This window comes from Pseudomonas sp. SJZ131 (assembly GCF_007828705.1).
Classification (GTDB): domain Bacteria; phylum Pseudomonadota; class Gammaproteobacteria; order Pseudomonadales; family Pseudomonadaceae; genus Aquipseudomonas; species Aquipseudomonas prosekii.
In genome coordinates this window covers 617,069-635,656 of record NZ_VIVC01000003.1, presented here as the reverse complement: position 1 = coordinate 635,656, position 18,588 = coordinate 617,069, and the positions used below count along the sequence as shown (strand labels likewise).

Annotated in this window: 14 protein-coding genes; 8 read left to right on the top strand and 6 right to left on the bottom strand. The window is 60.3% G+C overall.

The window, feature by feature from the left end:
• The first annotated feature begins 23 nt into the window (after nt 1-23).
• Nucleotides 24-1,031 carry a GTP-binding protein gene (locus FBY12_RS17130; RefSeq protein WP_145254219.1) on the top strand — a complete coding sequence of 336 codons (1,008 nt, stop codon included), beginning with the start codon at nt 24-26 and terminating at the stop codon, nt 1,029-1,031.
• A 55-nt stretch (nt 1,032-1,086) separates the two neighbouring features.
• Here FBY12_RS17130 and FBY12_RS17125 read toward each other — a convergent pair whose 3' ends face one another.
• The gene (locus FBY12_RS17125; protein ID WP_092275874.1) at nt 1,087-1,500 is read right to left on the bottom strand and encodes a DUF3301 domain-containing protein; all 414 of its coding nucleotides are present in this window, start codon (nt 1,498-1,500) and stop codon (nt 1,087-1,089) included.
• A 118-nt stretch (nt 1,501-1,618) separates the two neighbouring features.
• Between FBY12_RS17125 and pdxY the strand changes: the two genes are divergently transcribed.
• On the top strand, nt 1,619-2,491 hold the full coding sequence (gene pdxY / locus FBY12_RS17120) for a pyridoxal kinase PdxY (protein WP_101206859.1): 873 nt from the start codon (nt 1,619-1,621) through the stop codon (nt 2,489-2,491).
• 105 nt (nt 2,492-2,596) lie between these two features.
• Here the strand turns inward: pdxY and FBY12_RS17115 are convergent, their stop codons facing one another.
• The gene (locus FBY12_RS17115) at nt 2,597-3,079 is read right to left on the bottom strand and encodes an acyl-CoA thioesterase (protein ID WP_092275880.1); all 483 of its coding nucleotides are present in this window, start codon (nt 3,077-3,079) and stop codon (nt 2,597-2,599) included.
• A 287-nt stretch (nt 3,080-3,366) separates the two neighbouring features.
• Between FBY12_RS17115 and FBY12_RS17110 the strand changes: the two genes are divergently transcribed.
• Nucleotides 3,367-5,130, top strand: coding sequence for a cation:proton antiporter (locus FBY12_RS17110; protein ID WP_145254216.1), 1,764 nt, complete (start codon nt 3,367-3,369; stop codon nt 5,128-5,130).
• 548 nt (nt 5,131-5,678) lie between these two features.
• Here FBY12_RS17110 and FBY12_RS17105 read toward each other — a convergent pair.
• The 3 genes from FBY12_RS17105 to uvrD form a co-directional block, all read right to left on the bottom strand.
• A complete protein-coding gene (locus tag FBY12_RS17105; RefSeq protein ID WP_007943369.1) occupies nt 5,679-6,086 on the bottom strand; it encodes an SMI1/KNR4 family protein in 408 nt (135 codons plus the stop codon).
• A gap of 137 nt (nt 6,087-6,223) precedes the next feature.
• A complete protein-coding gene (locus tag FBY12_RS17100) occupies nt 6,224-7,096 on the bottom strand; it encodes a Tim44 domain-containing protein (RefSeq protein ID WP_109502391.1) in 873 nt (290 codons plus the stop codon).
• Nucleotides 7,097-7,385: 289 nt separating this feature from the next.
• The gene (uvrD, locus tag FBY12_RS17090; protein WP_092275892.1) at nt 7,386-9,569 is read right to left on the bottom strand and encodes a DNA helicase II; all 2,184 of its coding nucleotides are present in this window, start codon (nt 9,567-9,569) and stop codon (nt 7,386-7,388) included.
• A 258-nt stretch (nt 9,570-9,827) separates the two neighbouring features.
• On the opposite strand from uvrD, the gene FBY12_RS17085 reads away from it, so the two are divergent.
• The 3 genes from FBY12_RS17085 to FBY12_RS17075 all read left to right on the top strand — a co-directional run bounded on the left by FBY12_RS17085 (nt 9,828) and on the right by FBY12_RS17075 (nt 14,250).
• Nucleotides 9,828-12,701, top strand: a complete 2,874-nt coding sequence (locus tag FBY12_RS17085; protein ID WP_145254210.1) for an EAL domain-containing protein — start codon at nt 9,828-9,830, stop codon at nt 12,699-12,701.
• Between the two features lie 274 nt (nt 12,702-12,975).
• Nucleotides 12,976-13,842 (top strand): transcriptional regulator HexR, encoded by an 867-nt coding sequence (hexR, locus tag FBY12_RS17080; protein ID WP_008027445.1) that lies wholly within the window; start codon nt 12,976-12,978, stop codon nt 13,840-13,842.
• Between the two features lie 195 nt (nt 13,843-14,037).
• The gene (locus FBY12_RS17075) at nt 14,038-14,250 is read left to right on the top strand and encodes a PA3496 family putative envelope integrity protein (protein WP_145254208.1); all 213 of its coding nucleotides are present in this window, start codon (nt 14,038-14,040) and stop codon (nt 14,248-14,250) included.
• Here FBY12_RS17075 and FBY12_RS17070 read toward each other — a convergent pair.
• Complete coding sequence (locus FBY12_RS17070; RefSeq protein WP_145254207.1) at nt 14,192-15,154, bottom strand: LysR family transcriptional regulator; 963 nt, start codon at nt 15,152-15,154, stop codon at nt 14,192-14,194. The genes FBY12_RS17075 and FBY12_RS17070 overlap by 59 nt on opposite strands.
• Before the next feature lie 190 nt (nt 15,155-15,344).
• On the opposite strand from FBY12_RS17070, the gene FBY12_RS17065 reads away from it, so the two are divergent.
• Nucleotides 15,345-16,760, top strand: coding sequence for an acetyl-CoA carboxylase biotin carboxylase subunit (locus FBY12_RS17065; protein WP_092275904.1), 1,416 nt, complete (start codon nt 15,345-15,347; stop codon nt 16,758-16,760).
• An 11-nt stretch (nt 16,761-16,771) separates the two neighbouring features.
• Complete coding sequence (gene oadA, locus FBY12_RS17060) at nt 16,772-18,580, top strand: sodium-extruding oxaloacetate decarboxylase subunit alpha (RefSeq protein WP_121732386.1); 1,809 nt, start codon at nt 16,772-16,774, stop codon at nt 18,578-18,580.
• Nucleotides 18,581-18,588 lie beyond the last annotated feature (8 nt).

Sequence of the window (18,588 nt, the reverse complement as noted above, 5' to 3'; positions counted from 1 at the left end):
TACCTCCTCAGAAAACTTTGACCATGTTGCAGAACATTCCCACGCACGTCATCGCCGGGCCATTGGGCGCCGGCAAGACCAGCCTGATCAAGCAGTTGATGGCGCAACGCCCGGCGCACGAACGCTGGGCCGTGCTGATCAACGAGTTCGGCCAGATCGGTCTCGACGCCGCGCTACTGACCCAGGGCGCCGATGGTATCGCACTGGGCGAAGTGGCCGGCGGCTGTTTGTGTTGCGTGAATGGTGCGCCGTTTCAGATCGGCCTCGGGCGATTGCTGCGCAAGGCGCGGCCGGATCGGCTGTTTATCGAGCCGTCCGGGTTGGGGCATCCGGCGACGTTGCTGCGTCAGTTGAGCGAAGCGCCGTGGCTGGGCGTGCTGGCGCTGCAACCGTGTGTGCTGGTGCTGGATGCGCAAGCGCTCGCGGCCGGCAAACCGCTGCCGGCCGCGCAACAGCAGGCGTTGGACCGCGCGGGTTTGTTGTTGCTGAACAAGTCTGAAGGTCTGACTGAGGAAGATCGGCAGCGGATTATCCAGCAGTTGCCGGCGCGTCCCGTGTATTGGACGCAGCAAGCGGCGTTGCCGTTGAGCGAACTGCCGGGGCTGGCACATCGCGCGGTGGCGGCTGTGGATAAGTTTGTGCTGCCCAAGGGTTTGGCGCAGTTGCCGGCGATCTGGACTGATCCTGCGTCACCGATTTGCTTGAGTCAGGCACAGGAGGGCGGCTGGAGCATTGGTTGGCGCTGGCATCCGAGTCAGGTATTTGATGCGGCGCGGGTTGGGCGCTGGCTGGAAAGCCTTGCCTGGCGGCGGGCGAAGCTGGTTATCCACAGCGGCGAAGGTTGGGTATCGGCGAATGCGTTGGGTAGCTTGGAGTTGGATAGCTTGGAATTGAGTAGCTTGGAAATGAAGGTGTGGCAGGCGAGCGAATGGCGTCAGGATTCGCGGATTGAGCTGATTTTTGCTGAGCCGCAGGATGTTGCTGAGTTGGAGGAAGGTTTGGGGTTGTGTCGGGTTTTGCGTGAGGTTTGAGGGGGGCTTCGAGAGCAAGCTCGCTCCCACAGGTTTCAGGTGAAGGCATCCATCTTCAGGGACGCCACTTGGTGTGTTCCTGCCGCCACTGGCTCATTTCGATCACTTCGCCGCGCGGTTTCACTACTTCAACCACCGGCGGCGTGTCGTCGAACGGCATCGGGTACGGTGCCAGTTCAATCTGCGCGCTGTGCGCACCGAATTGGGTGATGGTCCCGGTGTGGCGGGTTTCGCCGGTCACGGTGAATTCGAAGTTATACACCCGCGCCAGACGTCGACGACCGTTGGCATCTTTGATAAAACCGATCTTTTTCAGCGCCACGTTGCCGTCGAGCAACTCGATTTCGAGTTTCGCGCAATGCTGCTTGACCCGCTCCAGTGCGCGCTCGCGCAAGCCGTGGTTGTGCCAGAGCCACGCGCCGCCGGTGGCCAGCAGCATCAGCACGAAGATATTTCCGAGGGTCAGCATCGACAGAGTGCTCCAACAAGATAGCGCCAGCTTAACTGTGTCGCCGGTCTGTCGTACAGGCTGCGTTTAGTCGCATACTGCGCGGCTCGAATTTCAATCGTTTTACGGAACTCAGCGCATGAAACGCACGCCCCATCTGCTCGCCATCCAGTCCCACGTGGTGTTCGGCCACGCCGGCAACAGCGCCGCGGTTTTCCCGATGCAGCGGGTCGGGGTGAATGTCTGGCCGCTCAACACCGTGCAGTTCTCCAACCACACGCAATACGGGCAATGGGCGGGCGAGATATTGCCGCCGCAGCAGATTCCCGAATTGGTTGAAGGCATTGCCGCGATTGGCGAGCTGGGCAACTGCGACGCGGTGCTTTCCGGTTACCTGGGCAGCGCCGCTCAGGGCCGGGCGATTCTGACGGGCGTGGCGCGGATAAAATCGGTCAATCCGAAAGCCTTGTACTTGTGCGACCCGGTGATGGGCCACCCGGAGAAAGGCTGCAGCGTGCCGGCCGAGGTCAGCGACTTTCTGTTGGAAGAAGCGGCGGCGGTGGCGGACTTCATGTGCCCGAATCAGTTGGAGCTCGACAGCTTTTCCGGGCGCAAGCCACAGTCGCTGTTCGATTGCCTGGCGATGGCCCGAGCGCTGCTGACGCGCGGCCCGAAAGCGGTGCTGGTCAAGCATCTGGACTATCCCGGCAAACCGGCGGATGTGTTCGAGATGTTGCTGGTGACGGCTGAGGGCAGTTGGCATTTGCGCCGGCCGCTGTTGGCGTTTCCGCGTCAGCCGGTCGGTGTCGGTGATCTGACGTCGGGGTTGTTCCTGGCGCGCGTGCTGCTCGGCGATAGTCTGGTGGCGGCGTTCGAGTTCACCGCGGCGGCGGTGCATGAAGTGCTGCTGGAAACCCAGGCGTGCGCCAGTTACGAGCTGGAACTGGTGCGCGCGCAGGACCGGATCGCGCATCCGCGGGTGCGGTTTGAGGCGGTTGCGATCAGCCTTTAAAAGCTTCGCGGGCAAGCCTCGCTCCTACAGGTTGGAGTTCGCCTGAACGACCCGGGTCCGTAGGAGCGAGGCTTGCCCGCGAAAGCGATTTAACGATCAAACACCTCAGGCGTCGCCCTTGATTTCCTGATAACGCTTTTCCAGTTCCTGACGAATCTGCCGACGTTGCTGGGCCTGGATGAAACGGCGCTTGTCTTCGCTGTTCTGCGGTTGCAGCGGCGGCACCGGCGCCGGTTTGCGCTGGTCATCGACCGCGACCATGGTGAAGAAGCAACTATTAGTGTGGCGCACCGAGCGCTCGCGGATGTTCTCGGTCACGACTTTGATGCCGACTTCCATCGAAGTGTTGCCGGTGTAATTGACCGACGCCAGAAAGGTCACCAGTTCGCCGACGTGAATCGGCTCGCGGAAAATCACCTGGTCCACCGACAAAGTCACCACGTAGCGGCCGGCATAACGGCTGGCGCAGGCGTAGGCCACTTCGTCGAGGTACTTGAGCAGCGTCCCGCCGTGCACATTGCCAGAAAAATTGGCCATGTCGGGGGTCATCAATACCGTCATCGACAGCTGGGCGTTTCCGGGTTCCATAACGTTCTCACGGGTCAAGGCAGAATTTCGAAAGGGCGGCGCCTCTGCGGGGCCTGGCCGGTTTTTGCAAACCTCAGTTATCGGGACGCCGGGCGCGGGATCGCCGTCACGCCGCATCGATCTGTTTCCATATATTGCACCGCCTTTTTGCCGGAAGTCGCGGTGTTACCCTGCGAAAGCCCACCCCAAAGGCATTTTCCTACGCGCAAAGCGGATTTTTACTCTGCTCGATAAGGCTTTTTCCGAGCCTGTTTTGTCGAGTTACGTCACTCAAGGAGCCTCATACCATGCATGCCATCAGTTTTATTCAGGATCTGGCAGTGATCATGTTGGTAGCGGGCGTAGTGACCGTGCTCTTTCACCGATTCAAACAACCGGTGGTCCTCGGCTACATCGTCGCCGGTTTCATCATCGGCCCGCACACGCCGCCGTTCGGCCTTATCCACGACGAAGAAACGATCAAGACCCTGGCGGAGCTGGGCGTGATCTTCCTGATGTTCTGCCTCGGCCTGGAATTCAGCCTGCGCAAACTGTTCAAGGTCGGCGCCACGGCGTTCATCGCGGCGTTTCTGGAAATCGTCCTGATGATCTGGATCGGCTACGAAATCGGCCGCTGGTTCGACTGGAACACCATGGATTCGCTGTTCCTCGGGGCGATTCTGGCGATTTCCTCGACCACCATCATCGTCAAGGCGCTCAACGACTTGAAGATGAAAAACGAGCGCTTCGCGCAGTTGATCTTCGGTGTGCTGATCGTCGAAGACATCCTCGGCATCGGCATCATCGCGTTGCTCTCGAGCATCGCGGTCAGTGGCACGGTCAGTTCCGGCGAAGTGTTCTCCACGGTCGGCAAATTGTCATTGTTCATGATCGTCGCCCTGGTCATCGGCATTCTGCTGGTGCCGCGTCTGCTGGCGTATGTGGCGAAATTCGAAAGCAACGAGATGTTGCTGATCACTGTGTTGGGCCTGTGTTTCGGCTTCTGTCTGCTGGTGGTCAAACTCGAATACAGCATGGTCCTCGGCGCATTCCTGATCGGCGCGATCATGGCCGAGTCGCGGCAATTGCTGAAAATCGAGCGCTTGATCGAACCGGTTCGCGACCTGTTCAGCGCGATTTTCTTTGTCGCCATCGGGCTGATGCTCGATCCGCTGATCCTGCTGCAATACGCGTGGCCGATCGCGGTGATCACCGTGGCTGTGGTGCTCGGCAAGATGTTGTCCTGCGGGCTCGGTGCCTTTATCGCTGGCAACGACGGACGTACCTCACTGCGGGTCGGCATGGGTCTTTCGCAGATTGGCGAATTTTCCTTCATCATCGCCGCGCTGGGCATGACCTTGCAGGTCACCAGCAACTTCCTCTATCCCGTGGCGGTGGCGGTGTCGGTGATTACCACGCTGCTGACGCCGTATCTGATTCGTTCAGCCGATCCGCTGTCGATCAAACTTGCCGCCGTCATGCCGCAGCGCCTGAGCCGAGTGCTGGGGATGTATGGCGAATGGCTGCGCAGCATTCAGCCGCAAGGCGAGGGCGCGCTGCTGGCGTCGATGATCCGGCGGATTCTGCTGCAGGTCGGGGTGAACCTGGCGCTGGTGGTTGCGATTTTCTTCTCAGGCGCGTTTTTCGCCGAGCGCATGTCGGCGTATCTGCAAGCATGGATCAGTGAGCCGAGTTGGCAGAAAGCGCTGATCTGGGGCGGGGCGTTGCTGGTGTCGCTGCCGTTTCTGATTGCGGCTTATCGCAAGCTCAAGGCGCTTTCGATGTTGTTGGCGGAGATGGGCGTGAAGCCGGAAATGGCCGGTCGGCACACGCACCGAGTGCGTAGGGTGATCGCCGAAGTGATCCCGATTCTTTCGTTGCTGGTGATTTTCCTGCTATTGGCGGCGTTGTCGGCAAGCATTCTGCCGACCAACGAATTGCTGGTGCTGATCGCCGTGGTCACGGCTGCCGTGGCGGCGCTGCTGTGGCGCTGGTTCATCCGCGTGCATACGCGCATGCAAGTGGCGTTGCTGGAAACGCTGGATAACCACAAGGACGCTGCCGGGCACTGACTTGCTCTAGTCGCAACAGGTCCGCGCAGCCGCCCGATCAAATGCCACGGTGTGTCAGGCAGATGATCGGCGGGAGGTTTGCGACTGCTTCGCAGCCGGACGCAGCCCTCGGCAGCTGCTACATGGATCTGGCCGCGACGGGGCTTTTTGTAGCAGCTGGCGCAGCCTTCGGCAGCTGCTACATGGATCTGGTCGCGACGGGGCTTTTTGTAGCAGCTGGCGCAGCCTGCGTTCGGCTGCGCAGCAGTCGCCGGATCAGCTGCCACGGTGTGTCAGGCAGATGATCGGCGTGAGATTTGCGGCTGCTTCGCTGCCGGACGCAGCCTTCGGCAGCTGCTACATGGATCTGGTATTGGCAGGACTTTGTAGCAGCTGGCGCAGCCTGCGTTCGGCTGCGCAGCAGTCGCCGGATCAGACGCCCCGGTGTGTCAGGCAGATGATCGGCGTGGGGTTTGCGGCTGCTTCGCAGCCGGACGCAGCCTTCGGCAGCTGCTACATCCGGCGGTTTTCACATTCGGCGGTTGCTACAAAGGGCTGCGGCAATTTGCTCAGCTTTCCAGCCAAACGTCGCGCGCCCAGTGCCAGACCGATTCCCAGGTTTCTTCGGCAATCAGTTCTTCTTCGGCTTGCCACAACACCACGGTGCCGTCTTCTTCGACCAGGTAATAATCGTCGCCGTCCTGGCAGATCGGGATCATGCTGCGGTCGACACCGGCGTCCCAGGCGTTGGCGGCAACGTCTGGCAGGTAGGTGTGGGATTGCGGGTCGGTGACAGTGACCGGCTCCAGACTGCCGTAGACCACGTCGCTGACGGTCAGCAAAAACTCTCTGAAGACGAATGGGATGTCGATGAACAATTGTTCTTCGATTTCGACGATCTGATCTTCGTCAGGCAACTCCAAGGGGACCGGTACTGGTTCGTTGGCTTCACGCAGTTGTTCGATGATTTCTTCCACGTCCGGGATCCTCTTGCTTGATGGCGCGGTTTAGTTGGGGCGGTTTATACAGTAGCTCGCTATAGATGCAACCGCGAAATAGAAAACCCCGGCCAAGGCCGGGGCTTTTTCTTGCGACACATTTAACGCGGGTCGGTTCAGCCGTTCTGGCGGATACCGGCAACCAGCCATGGCTGGTTCTCGCCCTGCAGGCGTTCCATGTTCCAGCTTTCGCTGAACACTTCGCCCTGGTCGAAGCGTGAAGTCTTCGACACACCACTGAAGGTCAGGGTGGCAATGGTCTTGTCGGCGCGATCATCGACGCCATCCAGCTGCACATTGAGGTTATCAATGTAAGTGGACTGGAAGCCGTCACCCAGGTCAGCCCGTTCGCGCTTGAGGAACTCCAGCAACTGCGGGGTCACGAACTCGGCAATCTTGTCCATTTCATTGGCATCCCAGTGTTGTTGCAGGGACTGGAAATGGTTGCGGGCCGCTGCAATGAAGTTCTGCTCATTGAACCAGGCTGGCGCATTGATCACCGGACGCGCGGCGGCAGGTGCTGCCGAACCGCCGAAGATCGAACCGGTGCCGGCCGGCTTCTGATCGAACGCTTCGCGGTGCATCGGCGCGCCGGCTGGAGACAGCTGGTCTTGCTGCTTGCGACGACGAGCGGCGATGAAGCGGAAGACCATGAAGGCAATCAGCGCCATGATCAGGATGTCGAAGATCTGCATGCCCTGGAAGCCGTCGCCCATGAACATCGAGGCCAACAGGCCACCGGCGGCGATGCCGGCCAGAGGGCCGAGCCAGCGCGAAGCACCGCTGGCCTTGGTTGCAGCGCCAGCCGCACCGGCGGCGCCCGCAGTGGCGGCAGCGCCACCCGCGGCAGAAGAAGGAGCCATTTGGCTGGTCTGGTGAGACGGCGCAGCGCCGGAGCTCTTGCCGCCACCGAAGCGCTTGGCGTTGGCGTCCAGGCTCATCGTCAGACCAATGCACAAGGCCATGGCGATGCTAAGAAAACGTTTCATAAAGGGAATTCCCATTTGTGGATGGAACGCGTGCCATGTTGCACAGCTGAAGTGTCACTGGCTAGCGGCAGAGTGTTTCGGGCTTTTGCCTGACAGGTGAGGTTCAGGTAAGCCGCGGGATAGAGGGCGATGTACTTTTGTCTGTAAGACAAGCGGACATGCGTTGTAGGAAATGTGAACCCTGTGCGAGCGAGCTTGCTCGCGATGGCCGCACCTCGGTTTATCCGTAGACAAACCGCGGCGCCCCTTTCGCGAGCAAGCTCGCTCCCACAGAAAAGCCTCGCCAGGTTTAGATCGCTTCGAGCTTGGCGTAACCAAGCATCAGCCACTTGCTGCCTTCAGCGAAGTTGACCTGCACCCGCGCCTGCGCGCCGGCGCCTTCGAAGTTGAGGATCACGCCGTCGCCGAACACCGAATGGCGCACCGCTTGGCCGAGGCTGAAACCGGTATCGGGAATCTCGCTGCCGCCGAACAGGCTGCTCGAGCTCTGCTGCTGACCACCGCCGAACGGACGGCTGACGCTGTTGGACAACCGCACCTCCTGAATCAGACCCTTCGGCACTTCACGTACGAAACGCGACACCTTGTTGTAGGTTTCGCTGCCGTACAAGCGTCGGGTTTCAGCGTAAGTCATCACCAGATTCTGCATTGCCCGCGTAATCCCCACGTAGGCCAGACGCCGTTCCTCTTCGAGACGGCCGGGCTCTTCCAGGCTCATCTTGTGCGGGAACAGGCCTTCTTCCATGCCGACGAGGAACACGTAAGGGAATTCCAGGCCTTTGGCGCTGTGCAAAGTCATCAACTGAATGCTGTCTTCATGCTCGTCGGCCTGAGTGTCTCCCGCCTCCAGCGACGCATGCCCGAGGAACGCCGCCAGTGGCGTCAAGTCTTCCTCGTCCTCGGCGTTCTCGAACGCACGCGCGGCGCTGACCAGTTCCTCAAGGTTTTCTACCCGTGCCTGGCCTTTCTCGCCTTTTTCCGCTTCGTGATAGGCAATCAGACCCGACTGCTCGATGACGGTCTGCGTCATCAGGTGCAGCGGCATTTCCATGCACTTGGCGGCGAGGTTTTCGATCAGCTCGATGAACCCGCCAAGCGCGCCAGCCGCACGCCCGGTCAGGCCTTTGTTGGCCACAAGCAGGCGCATGGCTTCCCACATCGACACATCGCTGTGGCGGGCGTGATCGCGGATCGCTTCGACAGTTTTCTCGCCGATGCCACGGGCCGGAACGTTGATCACCCGTTCCAGCGCGGCATCGTTGCCACGACCTTCGAGCAAACGCAGGTAGGCCATGGCGTTTTTGATTTCCGCACGTTCGAAGAAGCGCTGGCCGCCATAGATGCGATACGGAATGCGCTCGCGCAGCAAAGCTTCTTCAAGAACGCGCGATTGGGCGTTGGAGCGGTACAAAATCGCGATATCGCTGCGGGCCAAGCCGGTTTTCAGCGCGCTTTCGATGGTTTCCACCACATAGCGTGCTTCGTCGTGCTCGTTGAACGCGGCGTACAGATTGATCGCCTCGCCTTCGCCGCCATCGGTCCACAGCTCTTTGCCCATGCGCCCGGTATTGTTGGCGATCAGTGCGTTGGCAGCCTTGAGGATGCCGGCGGTGGAGCGGTAATTCTGTTCCAGACGGATGGTTTCAGCGTCCGGGAAGTCATCGGAATACTGATAGATGTTCTCGATTTTCGCCCCGCGCCAGCCGTAGATCGACTGGTCGTCGTCGCCGACCACCATCAGGCTGTCGCCGCCCTTGGCCAGCAAGCGCAACCAGGCGTACTGGACGGCGTTGGTGTCCTGGAACTCGTCCACCAGAATGTGCCGGAAGCGTTTCTGATAATGCTCGAGCAGGCCCGGGTTATCGCGCCACAGGTCGAGGGCGCGCAGCAGCAGTTCGGAGAAGTCGATGACGCCGGCGCGCAGGCACGCGGCCTCGTAGGCTTCATAAATGCTGCGCATGGTCGCGAGGAACAAATCGCCGCTGGCCTGAATGTGGTGCGGGCGCAGACCTTCGTCTTTCTGCCCGTTGATGAACCACTGAGCCTGCCGGGCCGGCCAGCGTTGCTCGTCCAGCCCCAACTCGCGGATCACCCGTTTGACCAGACGTTGCTGGTCGTCGCTGTCGAGGATCTGGAAGGTCTGGCTCAGCTTGGCTTCCTGCCAGTGCGCCCGCAGCAAGCGGTGCGCCAGGCCGTGGAAGGTGCCGACCCACATGCCGGCCGGGTTGATACCCATCAGCTGCTCGATGCGATGACGCATCTCGGCAGCGGCCTTGTTGGTAAAGGTCACCGACAGGATGGAGTGGGGCGAGGCGTTTTCGACCTGGATCAACCAGGCGATACGGTGCACCAGCACTCGGGTTTTACCGGAACCAGCACCGGCCAGGACCAACTGACGACCCACGGCGGCAGCTACGGCCTGACGTTGGGCATCGTTGAGGGAGTTCAGCAGAAGGGAGAGATCATCGCGCATCGGGGCATTCTAGGGGGCGGCGTCACACCGGGCAAACCCCGCTTTGATTTAGCCGATGAAAGATCCATGCAGGACGACCGGTCGGTCACTGCCTGCAAGCGGCGGCGGGGCTCGCTTGAGCGGTTTTTGGCGGCCGATGGGCGCTGATACTTTTGTCTGTTTTATGACTTTGGGCAGTTTGGTCAACGGCGCTGCTTGTGTATGCTCCGTGCACGATTCGGGCTCACCACGCTCCTTATAAGAACAAGAATATTGCCTATGACCCTCAGTTCCGACCTGGCGGGCCCTTCAGTGGAGCCGCGGGTTATCCGCAAACAGTACGCCATGCAAATGGCCGTCGAGCGTACGCGCCTGCTGTACCAGGGCTCGCTGTTGCCGACGCTGTTCATGCTGATCAACGGTCTGGTGTGCGCCGGGTTGCTGTGGAGCCCGCAACGCTACTTTCTGGTCAGCGTCTGGCTGATCTGGTTGCTGTCGCTGGTAGCGCTGCGGGTGATTCAAGTAGCGGCCTTCGATTCGGCGATTCCCAATCGCCAGGCTCATCCGATCTGGATTCGCATGTTTTTGCTCGGCTCGGCCATGACCGGGCTGACCCTCGCGGGCGCCGGCATTGCCCTGGTCCCCGCCGACACCTTTATTCAGCAAGCCTGGGTATTCGGCCTGATCGGCGCCGCCGCACTTTCGGCCAGCGTCGCGTATGCGGTCAGCCTGCCGGCGTTCCTCTCGTTCACCTTGCCCTGTCTGTTGCCGGCGATTGCCTACATGTTTTGGGGCGGCGATGAGCAGCAACAAGGTTGGGGCTGGTTCGGGCTGATCCTGCTGGGCGCGTTGAGCGTGGTCGCGTGGCAGGTCAATCGGCTGATTGATCGTGGTTTGCTGCGGCGCTTCCAGAATCAGGCGTTGATCGAACATCTGCAGCAGGCACAGGCGCAGAGCGATCAACTCAATTACGAACTCGCCAGAGAAATCGATCAGCGCCGCAGCGCCGAAGCAGAGCTGCGCGAAGCCCAGGTCGAACTGGAAAACCGCGTGGCCGAACGCAGCCAGGAACTCAGCGCGGCGACTCAGGCCCTGGGCAAAAGTGAAGCGCGTCTGGCGTTGGCGTTGAAGGCCAGCGAACTGGGCTTGTGGGACTGGAACCTGCAAACCGACGAGGTCCATCACACGCAGATTCAGGAGCTGTTCGGCCTCGCGCCGGAATACGTTACCGCGATGCTCAGCCACCTGCGCCCACGCCTGCACCCCGACGACGTGCCGGCGCTCAAACGCGCGCTGGTCGAGCACTTGAAGGGCCGCAGCGAGGATTACCAGATCGAATACCGCGTGCGCCATGGCGACGGCCACTGGGTCTGGATTGAGGACCGTGGCCGCGCAGTCGAGCGCAGTGACAGCGGGCGGGTGATCCGCATGGTCGGCACCCGCCGCGACATCAGCGCCAGCAAAGGCCTGGAAGAACAACGGCAACTTGCCGCTACCGTGTTCGAAGCGGCCAGCGAAGGTATCGTGATCCTTGATCCGCATTACAAACTGATCGCGATCAACCAGGCGTTCAGCCGCGTCACCGGTTACGACATCGACGACATGCTTGGTCACAACGTCGTCGATTTGCCCTGCAGCCGCGACGCCCGCCGCCACTACAACGTTATCCACCAAGCGCTGGAGCAACACGGCAGTTGGCAGGGCGAACTGGTGGAGACGCGCAAGAATGGCGAGCTCTATCCGCAATGGCTGCAATTGAACACAGTGCGCGATAGTCGCGGAAAGGTCAGCCATATTGTCGGCTTCTTCGCCGATCTGTCGGCGCGGCGGGAATCCGAAGAACGCATGCGGTTCCTCACCCATTACGACGAATTGACGGGGCTGGCCAACCGTTCGCTATTCCGTGAGCGATTGGGCGAGGCTCATCAGCGCGTTCGTCAGGGCGGTCGTCGCAGTCTGGCGTTGCTGCACATCAATCTCGACCGTTTCAAATTGCTGAATGACAGCCTCGGCCATGAAATCGCCGATCAACTGCTGCAGAAAATGGCCCGACGCCTGATCAATGCGTTGCCCGAGGCCGACACCATTGCGCGGCTGTCCGGCGATGAGTTTGCGGTGCTGTTCGACGCCTACGGCAACCTGTCGAGCCTGGCCCGCGTGGCCACCCGATTGTCGGCCAAGCTGCGCTTGCCGGTGACGGTCGACGGGCATGAGTTGGTGGTCAGCGCATCGATGGGCATCAGCATGTTGCCGGACAATGCGCGAGAGATTTCCGCGCTGGTCAGCCAGTCGAACATGGCCATGCAGCACGCCAAACACTTGGGCGGGAATAATTTCCAGTTCTACACCGAGAGTCTGCAGGCGAGCACGCTGGAGCGTCTGCACCTGGAAAACCACCTGCGCAAAGCCATCGAAGAAAAGCAGCTCAAGGTGTTTTATCAACCGAAGCTGTGCCTCGCCACGGGCCGCTTGAACGCTGCCGAAGCCTTGGTGCGCTGGGAGCATCCGACCATGGGCCACGTGCCGCCCAATGAATTCATCGGGCTGGCCGAAGAGACCGGGCTGATTGGCCCGATCGGCGAGTTCGTGTTGCGCCAGGCCTGTTGGCAGGCGTGTGAGTGGCAGCGTCAGGGGCTGCCGCCGATTCGGGTGTCGGTGAATTTGTCGGTGCATCAATTGCGTCAGGGCAAATTGGTCAGTCTGGTGCGTCAGGTGCTGGAAGAGACCGGGCTGGCGCCGCAGTTCCTCGAACTGGAACTGACTGAAAGCCAGTTGCTGGACAGCGTCGAGCACATCATCGCGACTTTCCAACAGTTGCGCGATTTGGGCGTGAAACTGGCGATCGACGATTTTGGTACGGGTTATTCGTCGCTGAGCTACCTCAAGCGCATTCCGGTGGATTACGTGAAGATCGATCAGGCGTTTATCCGTGGACTCGGCGAGGGCAGCGAGGACGCGGCGATCACAAGGGCGATCATTGCGATGGCGCACGGCTTGTCGCTGAAAGTCGTGGCGGAAGGCGTTGAGCGTGCGGAGCAGTTGGTGTTCCTGAAGGCTGAACATTGCGATGAAGTGCAGGGTTATTTGATCAGTCGTCCGGTGCAGGCAGCTGATCTCGCCGAGCTGCTGCGAAAAGACGCCGATCCTCTGTAGCAGCTGCCGAAGGCTGCGTTCGGCTGCGCAGCAGTCGTGAAACCTGAATAGCCAATTTTCCTGTTAAACCGCATAACGCCTATTCACGACTGCTGCGCAGCCGGACGCAGGCTGCGCCAGCTGCTACAAGGGCCCAAAGGTGCTACATGGAGCGCATGAGGCGTGGAATCGGGACATCGAGTTACGCATTGGGCAGGCAAAAAGCCAATTCATGTAGTATAACTACAAGCTTGCTACATCCCCGGCGCCTGCCAATAACAAAGAGTCCAGCCCCTTGAATCTGCTGCAACATATCGCCCAGTCCCGCCACCTGTTACGCAAGTCGGAGCTCAAGGTCGCCGATCATGTGCTGCTTGATCCTGCGGCGGTGATGCACAGTTCCATGGCCGACCTGGCCCACAGCGTCGGCATCAGCGAGCCGACCATCGTGCGTTTCTGTCGCGCGATCGGTTGTTCCGGTTTTCAGGATCTGAAGCTGAAACTGGCGCAAAGTCTGGCCGCCGGCGCGAGTTTCGGGCAGTTCGCGATCCATGAAGACGATTCGGTCGCTGACTACAGCCTGAAAATCTTCGACACCACGTTGCACACCCTGATGGAGGTTCGCGAGAAGCTCGATCCGGTGGAATTGCAGCGCGCGGTGTCGCTGATGTCGCAAGCGCAGCGGGTCGAGTTTTATGGCTTTGGCGCCTCGGGCGCGGTCGCGGCAGACGCGCAGCACAAGTTCTTCCGGTTGCTGCTGACGGCAGCGGCGTATTCCGATCCGCACATGCAGGCGATGTCGGCGGTGACGTTGAAGCCGACCGATGTGGCGATCTGTATTTCCCAGTCCGGCCGCTCCAAGGATTTGCTGATCACGGCGAATCTGGTGCGCGAAAGCGGTGCCTCGCTGATCACCTTGTGCCCGAGTCAGACGCCGTTGGCCGAGCTGTCGACCGTCAATCTGGCGATCGATGTGCACGAAGACACTGAAATCTACACTCCGCTGACCTCACGCATCGCCCATCTGGTGGTGATCGACGTGTTGGCGATGGGCGTCGCGATGGCGCGCGGGCCGAGCCTGGTCAACCACCTCAAGAGCGTCAAGCGCAGCCTGCGCAGCTTGCGGTTGTCGCCTAAATCAGTGAAAGCGCTGGACGACTGATTCCTTGTTTGTCTTGAGGACCTCTTCGCGGGCAAGCCTCGCTCCCACGGGTATGCGATATCTGTAGGAGCGAGGCTTGCCCGCGAAGGCGGCTCTGGAAACAACAACTTTCATCTGCCTGTAATCAACCCGCCGCCAAATCGTCATCCGCGACGCTCATCGTGTAACTCCCGTAATCGCCTTGGGAGAACCGAAATGGCCCAGCCCTACGAAGAACGCAACAGCGCCCTGAAAACCCGTCGTCAGCAGGAAGACCAGCGTCGCATGGAGTTTCGTCGTGCCATCGAAGATCGCTGCGAACGCCGCCAACTGCTGGCCGAGATCGGCGAATACCCTGACGAGCTCGAACTCAACTACTGGCAGGCAGCACCGGCAACCTCCCGTCGAAGCGCTCAACCAACGCGCTGATTTGCACCCGCTCGCTGCGGATAAACGCCAGGAAGGCGTGCGCTACCGGTGACAGGCGTTTGGCTTTGGCCTGCACCAGGCACCAGCTGCGATACAGCGGCAGCTCGTCGACCGGCAACTCGATCAGTGCGCCGGTCGCCAACTCAAGGTTCAGGGCGTGGCGCGTCAACAGCGCCAGGCCCAGACCCGCCGACACGCATTCGCGCTGAGCCTCGGCCGAGGCGACTTCCTGAGTCTGGGTGAAGTGCACGCGTTTCTCTTTGAAATACTCTTCGCAGGCCATTCGCGTCCCGGAGCCCGGCTCGCGCATCAGCAGCGTGTACGGTTCCAGATCCTGCAAACGCAGCGGGCCCATGTGGCACAGCGGATGATCGGGCGGCGCCACGGCGACAATCGGGTTGTTCAAAAAGGGCAGGAATTCCAGGCCCATGTCCTGCGGGACCATCGACATGATCACCAAGTCATCGCGGTTGTCCGACAGCCGTCGAATCACTTGGCCACGGTTGACCACGGTGAGGTGCAGATTCACCTCGGGATGCTGGCGCTTGAACGCGGCAAACAGGTGCGGCACGAAGTATTTGGCGCTGGATTCCACCGCCAGTTTCAGTTGCCCTTGCAGCGAACCCTGCATGTCCGACAACTGCATATCGAGGTTTTCCAGGCGTCCGAAAATATCCCGACTGGCGCGCTGAAGCGCTTCAGCCGCTTCGGTCATGTAGAGCTTTTTGCCGACGTAATCGAACAAAGGCTGACCAATCAGCTCCTCAAGTTGACGAATCTGCAGGCTGACGGCAGGTTGTGTCAGAGACATTTCATCCGCCGCGCGGCTGTAAGAGCGCAAATCACAGACTTCATTGAAGATCTGCAATTGACGCAATGTCATACGCATCAATGACTTACGCATTTTATAAACACTCTCGCGGTCGGCTGATCGGGCAACTATAAGTCTTTACTTATGGCTGACCCAATTATTAATCATTTTTGTTAATCCCTTGCGAGGGCTAGTGTGGACCTGCGACTGAATTGAAACATTTAGTCACGCGCCGACCTGGTCTAGCAGGTCGTGGGTACCACCGGCTCAAGGGAAACTCCAAGTGATAACAAAGATCCTGATCGCCAACCGTGGTGAGATTGCCGTACGAATCGTGCGTGCCTGCGCCGAAATGGGCATTCGCTCGGTCGCGGTCTATTCCGACGCCGATCGTCATGCCTTGCATGTAAAACGTGCGGACGAAGCCCACAGCATCGGTGCCGACCCGTTGGCCGGTTATCTGAACCCGCGCAAGCTGGTCAATCTTGCGGTGGAAACCGGTTGTGATGCGCTGCATCCCGGTTACGGTTTCCTCTCGGAAAACGCCGAACTCGCGGACATCTGCGCTGAACGCGGGATCAAATTTATCGGGCCATCGGCCGAAGTGATTCGCCGCATGGGCGACAAGACCGAAGCGCGCCGCAGCATGATCAAGGCTGGCGTACCGGTCACTCCCGGCACCGAAGGCAACGTCGCGGACATCGCTGAAGCGCTGACCGAAGGCGATCGCATTGGTTACCCGGTGATGCTCAAGGCCACTTCCGGTGGTGGCGGTCGCGGCATTCGTCGCTGCAACAGCCGTGAAGAACTCGAACAAGCCTTCCCCCGGGTGATTTCCGAAGCGACCAAGGCATTTGGTTCGGCGGAAGTGTTCCTGGAAAAATGCATCGTCAACCCCAAGCACATCGAAGCGCAGATCCTCGGCGACAGCTTTGGCAATGTCGTGCACTTGTTCGAGCGCGACTGCTCGATCCAGCGCCGCAACCAGAAGCTCATCGAGATTGCCCCGAGCCCGCAACTGACCCCGGAACAGCGCGCCTACATCGGCGACCTGTCGGTGCGCGCGGCCAAAGCCGTGGGCTACGAGAACGCCGGCACCGTGGAGTTCCTGCTCGCCGAGGGCGAGGTGTACTTCATGGAGATGAACACTCGGGTGCAGGTGGAACACACCATCACCGAAGAAATCACCGGCATCGACATCGTCCGTGAGCAAATTCGCATCGCCTCCGGCCTGCCGCTTTCGGTGAAACAGGAAGACATCCAGCATCGCGGTTTCGCGCTGCAATTTCGCATCAACGCCGAAGACCCGAAGAACAACTTCCTGCCGAGCTTCGGCAAGATCACCCGTTATTACGCACCCGGCGGTCCCGGCGTGCGCACCGACACGGCGATCTATACCGGCTACACCATTCCGCCGTTCTACGACTCCATGTGCCTGAAACTGGTGGTGTGGGCGTTGACCTGGGAAGAGGCGATGGACCGTGGCTTGCGCGCCCTCGACGACATGCGTCTGCAAGGGGTCAAGACCACCGCCGCGTATTACCAGGAAATCCTGCGCAACCCGGAATTCCGTAGTGGCCAGTTCAATACCAGCTTCGTTGAAGCCCACCCGGAACTGACCAACTACTCGATCAAGCGCAAACCCGAAGAGCTGGCCCTGGCCATCGCCGCCGCCATCGCCGCCCACGCAGGCCTGTGAGGAATAACAAAATGTCCAAGAAAATCCATGTAACCGACACAATCCTGCGCGACGCCCACCAATCGCTGCTCGCCACTCGCATGCGCACCGAAGACATGCTGCCGATCTGCGACAAGCTCGACAAAGTCGGCTACTGGTCGCTGGAGTGCTGGGGCGGCGCGACGTTTGATGCCTGTGTGCGTTTTCTCAAAGAAGACCCGTGGGAGCGTCTGCGCCAACTGCGCGCGGCGTTGCCTAACACGCGCCTGCAAATGCTTCTGCGTGGCCAGAACCTGCTGGGCTATCGCCACTACAGCGACGATGTGGTCAAAGCCTTCGTGGCCAAAGCTGCGGTCAACGGCATCGACGTGTTCCGCATCTTCGACGCAATGAACGACGTGCGTAACCTGCGCGTGGCGATCGAGGCAGTGAAAGCGGCGGGCAAACATGCCCAAGGCACCATCGCTTACACCACCAGCCCGGTGCACACGATTGACGCGTTTGTCGCACAAGCCAAGCAAATGGAAGCCATGGGTTGCGACTCCGTGGCGATCAAGGACATGGCCGGCCTGCTGACGCCGTACGCCACTGGCGAACTGGTCAAGGCACTGAAATCCGAGCAGTCGTTGCCGGTGTTCATTCACTCTCACGACACCGCTGGCCTGGCGACCATGTGCCAACTCAAAGCCATTGAAAACGGCGCCGATCACATCGACACCGCGATCTCCAGTTTCGCTTCGGGCACCAGCCACCCTGGCACCGAATCGATGGTTGCGGCCCTCAAGGGCAGCGAATACGACACCGGCCTGAACCTCGAACTGCTGCAAGAGATCGGCCTGTATTTCTACGCCGTGCGCAAAAAATATCACCAGTTCGAAAGCGAGTTCACCGCAGTCGACACCCGTGTCCAAGTCAACCAGGTACCGGGCGGGATGATTTCCAACCTGGCCAACCAGTTGAAAGAGCAGGGCGCCCTGAACCGCATGGCCGAAGTGCTCGCCGAAATCCCGCGTGTTCGCGAAGACCTCGGCTTCCCGCCGCTGGTGACCCCGACCTCGCAAATCGTCGGCACTCAGGCGTTCTTCAACGTGCTGGCCGGCGAGCGCTACAAAACCATCACCAACGAAGTGAAGCTTTACTTGCAGGGCGGCTACGGCAAGGCGCCGGGCACGGTGAACGAGAAACTGCGTCGTCAGGCAATCGGTAGCGAAGACGTGATCGACGTGCGCCCGGCGGATCTGCTGAAACCGGAAATGACCAAGCTGCGTGGCGAAATCGGCGCCGTCGCCAAGTCCGAAGAGGACGTGCTGACCTATGCGATGTTCCCGGACATCGGCCGCAAGTTCCTCGAAGAACGCAACGCCGGGACCCTGACACCGGAAGTGCTGCTGCCGATTCCTGAAGCCGGCAGCGTCACCTCGGCCAGCGGCGAAGGCGTGCCGACCGAGTTCGTCATCGACGTCCACGGTGAAACCTACCGCGTCGACATCACCGGCGTCGGCGTCAAGGCTGAAGGCAAACGCCACTTCTACCTGTCCATCGACGGCATGCCGGAAGAAGTGGTGTTCGAGCCGCTCAACGAATTCGTCAGCGGCGGCAGCAGCAAACGCAAGCAAGCCACTGCTCCGGGCCACGTCAGCACCGCCATGCCCGGCAACATCGTTGATGTGCTGGTCAAGGAAGGCGACTCGGTGAAAGCCGGGCAATCAGTACTCATCACCGAAGCGATGAAAATGGAAACCGAAGTGCAGGCTGCCATCGCCGGCAAGGTCACCGCCATTCATGTGGCCAAGGGCGACCGGGTCAATCCGGGTGAAATCCTGATCGAGATCGAAGGCTGAGATAACAG